Source organism: Curtobacterium sp. A7_M15, from assembly GCF_030705415.1.
Lineage (GTDB): Bacteria > Actinomycetota > Actinomycetes > Actinomycetales > Microbacteriaceae > Curtobacterium.
In genome coordinates this window covers 1-5,594 of sequence record NZ_JAUZED010000164.1, presented here as the reverse complement: position 1 = coordinate 5,594, position 5,594 = coordinate 1, and the positions used below count along the sequence as shown (strand labels likewise).

At 70.7% G+C, this 5,594-nt stretch carries 4 protein-coding genes; all 4 read left to right on the top strand.

Annotated elements, in window-relative coordinates:
• Positions 1-90 precede the first annotated feature (90 nt).
• Entirely contained in the window at positions 91-1,185 is a 1,095-nt protein-coding gene (locus Q7F20_RS17630) for an aldo/keto reductase family protein (protein WP_305741365.1), read from the top strand.
• A 112-nt stretch (positions 1,186-1,297) separates the two neighbouring features.
• Complete coding sequence (locus Q7F20_RS17625; protein WP_305741364.1) at positions 1,298-1,795, top strand: GtrA family protein; 498 nt, start codon at positions 1,298-1,300, stop codon at positions 1,793-1,795.
• Positions 1,792-3,276 carry a glycosyltransferase family 2 protein gene (locus tag Q7F20_RS17620; RefSeq protein WP_305741363.1) on the top strand — a complete coding sequence of 495 codons (1,485 nt, stop codon included), beginning with the start codon at positions 1,792-1,794 and terminating at the stop codon, positions 3,274-3,276. The genes Q7F20_RS17625 and Q7F20_RS17620 overlap by 4 nt, the downstream gene beginning before the upstream one ends.
• Entirely contained in the window at positions 3,273-5,267 is a 1,995-nt protein-coding gene (locus tag Q7F20_RS17615) for a glycosyltransferase family 39 protein (RefSeq protein WP_305741362.1), read from the top strand. The genes Q7F20_RS17620 and Q7F20_RS17615 overlap by 4 nt, the downstream gene beginning before the upstream one ends.
• Positions 5,268-5,594 lie beyond the last annotated feature (327 nt).

Genomic DNA, 5,594 nt, shown 5'->3' with positions numbered 1-5,594 from the left:
CGCGCCCGCCCACGCGCCCGCCCACGCCCGCCCCACCCAGGTACTCGCACGGCCCCTCACGCCGCCACGCGCTCCGCTAGCGTCGGGAGCATGGAATTCAGGTACCTGGGCAACTCCGGACTCAAGATCTCCGAGATCACCTACGGCAACTGGCTGACGCACGGCTCGCAGGTCGAGAACGACGTCGCCACCCAGTGCGTGCGGGCAGCGCTCGACTCCGGCATCACCACGTTCGACACCGCCGACACGTACGCCAACACCGCCGCCGAGACCGTCCTCGGCGAGGCGCTCAAGGCCGAGCGCCGCCAGTCGCTGGAGATCTTCACGAAGGTCTACTGGCCGACCGGGCCGAAGGGGCACAACGACGTCGGCCTCAGCCGGAAGCACATCATGGAGTCGATCGACGGCTCGCTCGAGCGTCTCCAGACCGACTACGTCGACCTCTACCAGGCGCACCGGTACGACCACGAGACCCCGCTCGAGGAGACGATGCAGGCCTTCGCGGACGTCGTCCGGCAGGGCAAGGCGCTGTACATCGGCGTCAGCGAGTGGAACGCCGAGCAGATCCGCGCGGGCGCTGCGCTCGCGAAGGAGCTCGGCTTCCAGCTCATCTCGAACCAGCCGCAGTACTCGATGCTCTGGCGTGTCATCGAGGGCGAGGTCGTCCCCGCGTCGAAGCAGCTCGGCCTCAGCCAGATCGTCTGGTCGCCGATCGCGCAGGGCGTGCTCACCGGGAAGTACAAGCCCGGTCAGCCGCTCCCCGAGGGCTCCCGCGCCACCGACGAGAAGGGCGGCGCGGACATGATCAAGAGGTTCATGCGGGACGAGGTCCTCGAGGCCGTGCAGCGCCTGCAGCCCGTCGCCGACCAGGCCGGTCTGACCCTCGCCCAGCTCGCGATCGCGTGGACCCTCCAGAACGAGAACGTCGCCTCGGCGATCGTCGGCGCGTCCCGCCCCGAGCAGGTCACCGACAACGTCAAGGCCGCGGGCGTGCGGCTGGACGCGGACGCCCTCGCGGCGATCGACCGGGCGCTGGGGGACATCCCGGAGCGCGACGCGTCGAAGACCGCCCGCCCGGCGCCGCCCCCGGCTTACGCGCCCCCCCCCCGGCCGGGGGGGCGCGGTGCCCGCTGGCACCGCGCCTCCAGTGCGTTGTGGGGCGCGTCCACCGCGACCCGCATGTGAACAGCACGTGTCGCGAAACTGGCAGACGCCTCCGTAAGCCTGTACCCCACCCAAACCGACCCGAGAAGTCCCCCGAATCGGGGGCATGACCCGAACCGATACCCCCGTTGTGGTGCCATCCGCAACCGGCGCGGTACCCGTCCCTCCACGCGCGGCCGTCGCGCGTCTGGTGGTGCTCGCTCGCCAGCTCGTCTCCTTCGGGAGCATCGGCGCCGTCTGCTTCGTCATCGACCTGGGCGTCTACAACCTGCTCCGCACGACCGTGATGCCCGACGGGCCCATCGCCGCGAAGATCGTCTCCGCCGTCGTCTCCACGGCCGTCGCCTGGATCGGCAACCGGTTCATCACCTTCCGGGCCGAGCGGCAGACCGGCCGGCGGGAGACCCTCCGCGAGGGGTTCCTCTTCGCGGTGACGAACCTCATCGGACTCGGCATCGCCGCGGCGTGCCTGTTCGTGTCGCACTACGTCCTCGGTTTCACCTCCACCCTCGCCGACAACGTCGCCGGCAACGGGGTGGGTCTCGTGCTCGGCACCGCGTTCCGGTTCGCCGCGTACAAGGCCCTCGTCTTCCGTTCCACCGACGCTCACGCGAAGGAGCTCGCCGAATGACCATCTCCGCCACGCTGCTGACGGCTGCCGGGCCGTTGCTGCAGCCCAACGAGGGGACGGCTCCGTCGAGCGTCCCGAACCGCGGGACGACCGACGTGCCGACGGGAGGCTCGGGTCAACTCCCGCAGGCCGCCTGGTCGGTCGGCGAATGGGTCGGGTACTCGGCCCTCATCGCGATCTCCGTGCTGCTCACGATCATCGCGCTCACCACGCTGTGGTGGATGCTGCACGCCTGGCGCTCCCGCGACGCGCTCAAGTCGACGAGCTTCAGCCAGACGCCGCGTCCGGCCGCCCACCGGTTCACGCTGCTGGTCCCGGGCCGCCACGAGCAGGACGTCATGGGTGAGACGCTCGACATGCTCGCGAAGCAGGACCACCCGGACTTCGAGATCATCGCGATCGTCGGCGAGGACGACCCCGAGACGGACGCCGTCGTACGCGCCGCCGCGGCCCGGCACCCCTCGCTCATCAAGGTGGTCGTGGACGACACCGCGCCGAAGAACAAGCCGAAGGCGATGAACCTCGCACTGCAGTACGCGACGGGTGACATCGTCGGCGTGTTCGACGCCGAGGACGAGGTGTACCCGCGCCTGCTGTCCCTGGTCGACTCCCGCTTCCAGGAGACCGACGCAGACGTCGTGCAGGGCGGCGTGCAGCTCATGAACTTCAAGTCGAGCTGGTGGTCGCTGCGCAACGTGCTCGAGTACTACTTCTGGTTCCGCTCGCGACTGCACTTCCACGCCGGGTCGAAGTTCATCCCGCTCGGCGGCAACACCGTCTTCGTCACGAAGGCGCGACTCGACTGGTCGAACGGCTGGGACGCGCACTGCCTCGCCGAGGACTGCGAACTCGGCGTCCGGCTCTCCGCCGACGGCGCGAAGGTCGTCGTGGCGTACAGCCCGGAGGCCGTCACCCGCGAGGAGACCCCGCCCACCTTCGCGTCCCTGCTCAAGCAGCGGACTCGGTGGAACCAGGGCTTCCTGCAGGTGCTCGGCAAGGGGGAGTGGAAGAAGCTTCCGTCGTTCCGTCAGCGGTTCTTCGCCCGCTACATGCTCACGATGCCTTTCATCCAGGCGGCCACCGGCCTGCTCATCCCGCTGAGCGTGCTGATGATCCTGTTCGTCAAGGTGCCGACGGCGATCGCCCTCGTGTCGTTCGTGCCCGTCGCTCCGACGCTCATGCTGCTCGCCGTCGAGGTCGTCGGCCTCAACGAGTTCGGCCGGCTCTACAAGGAGAAGGTCCGGATCCGCGACTACGTGAAGCTCGTGCTCGGCCTCGTGCCGTACCAGATCTTCCTCGCCGCCGCGGCGGTCCGGGCCGTGGTCCGGCACGCGAAGGGGCAGAACGGCTGGGAGAAGACGGAGCACACCGGGCAGCACCGGACTGCCGGGCAGCCGGCGGAGGTCGTCGGGTTCGCGAGCGCCGTCACGACCACCGTCACCGAGCAGCGTGAGCTCGAGAACGCAGGAGGTGCCCGATGACCGCCAGCATCACCGACACGACCGGCATCCCGATCCGGGGCGCCGCCGCACGCCGGCACACCGGCGTCGCCGCTTGGTTCCGACGGCACGCTGCGAGCCTCGGCTGGCTCCTCCCCGTCCTCGCCGTCACGGTCGTCGTGCAGGCCTGGAACATGTCCGGCACGCCGCAGCGAATCGACGACGAGGGCACCTACACCGCCCAGGCGTGGGCGATCACGCACCTCGGTGAGATCACCCACTACACGTACTGGTACGACCACCCGCCGCTCGGCTGGGTCCAGATCGCCGCGTACACCTCGCTGACCGGGGCGTTCGCGCGCTACCCGTTCGCCGTCGAGACCGGCCGCGAGGCGATGGTGTTCTTCGCCGCCGTCTCGAGCATCCTGCTGTTCGTCCTCGCCCGTCGGCTCGGTGCCGGCCGTGCCACCGCTGCGGTCGCGGGCCTCGTGTTCGCGCTGTCGCCCCTGGCCCTGCAGTACCACCGCACGGTCTACATCGACAACGTCGCGACGCCGTGGCTCCTCGCAGCGTTCGTCCTCGTGCTCAGCCGACGCCAGCAGCTCGCCGGCTTCGCGGGTGCCGCCGCGTGCCTCGGCATCGCGGTGCTCTCGAAGGAGACGTACCTGCTCGCCCTGCCGTTCCTCATCTGGATCGCGGTGCGCCGGGCCGACACGAGCACCCGCCGGTACACGCTGAGCGTCGCCGGGGCTGTGCTCGCCGTCATCGGTGGCGGCTACCTGCTGCTCGCCGCGGTGAAGGGCGAACTCCTGCCCGGGACCGGTCGGGTCAGCCTGCTCGAGGGCATCACCTACCAGCTCGGGTCCCGCGCGGCCAGCGGCTCGGTGTTCGACGCCGGCAGCCTCGCCAACGAAGCCGCCGCGCAGTGGTGGGCGCTCGACCCGGTGTTCATCGTGCTCGGCTCCGCTGCCGCCTTCGTGGGGCTGTTCCTCCGTCGGGTCCGCCCGATCGCGGCGATGCTCGTGTTCCTGCTGCTCATGATGTTCCGGCCCAACGGGTACCTGCCCGTGCCGTACGTGATCATGCTCATCCCGTTCGCCGCGCTCCTCGTCGCCTACACCGCCGAGCGCGCCGTCCTCGCCGTGTTCGGCCGCCTGCGCGGGACCTCGGGGACCGGTGCCCGGGCCGTCCTCCGCCGAGGACTCGGGACCACGTGGGCGATCGTGACCTCCGCAGCGCTGCTCGTCGCGTTGCCGCTGTGGGGCACGCAGCTGCGCGGCTTCGTGCTCGGCAACCTCGACCTGCCGATGCAGCAGGCCGAGCAGTGGGTCGGCGACAACGTCCCGAAGTCGTCGAGGCTGCTCGTGGACGACGCCATGTGGGTCGACCTCGTGCAGGACGGCTTCGCCCGGAACAACGTCATCTGGTACTACAAGCTCGACACCGACGCCGCGGTCGAACGCCAGTCGCCGAACGGCTGGAAGGACTCGGACTACGTCATCACGACGGACTCGATGCGCACCGGCGGCAACTCGTCGTCCGACATCCGGCAGGCGATCGAGAACTCGACGACCGTCGCCGCGTTCGGCACCGGGAACCAGCGGGTCGACGTCCGACGCATCCACGCCGAGGGATCGACGGCCGCCGAGGCCGCGATCACCCGCGCGACCGACCTCCGGAAGACGATGGGCACCGAGCTCGCCTCGAACCCGGCGCTCTTCGCCGACGAGGGCACCAAGTCGCAGTTCCGTGCGGGGCAGGTGGACTCGCGGGCGATGATCGCACTCGGGCAGGTCCTCGCCGACCGGTTCGTCGAGGTCGACCGGTTCACGCCGGTGTCCGGCGAGACCGGACAGCCCTTCCGCCGAGTGGTCCTGCAGGCTGCGGGGAGCGCCGAGGCGTCCCGTGTCGAGGCCACCTTCGAGGCCATGGCCAGCGGGTTCCGGCCCGACTCGATCGAACGCGACGGGGCACGCCTGACCGTCGTCTACGCCCCGGCCGACCCCACCACGACCGCGACGAGCGCCTCGTGACCGCGCCCGAGCCCGCCTCGCCCGTGCGAGTCCCGCGCGAGCGGGTGAAGTACGCGGGGTCGCGAGCGCATCCGGAACCGAAAGAGCCCGCTCGCGCAGCCGCAGCCGCAGCCGCTTCCGGGCCCGGATCCGCAGCGACCGCGCGTGCCCCGCGCGAGCGGGTGAAGTACGCGGGGTCGCGAGCGGATCCGGAACCGAAAGAGCCCGCTCGCCGACCCGCCGCCGCACCCGCCGCCGTGCCGGCCGTCGCACCCACGCCCACCACCCGCGAGCGGGCGGAACACGCGCGGGTCGCCGCGGCTCCGGAACCGAAAGAGCCCGCTCGCG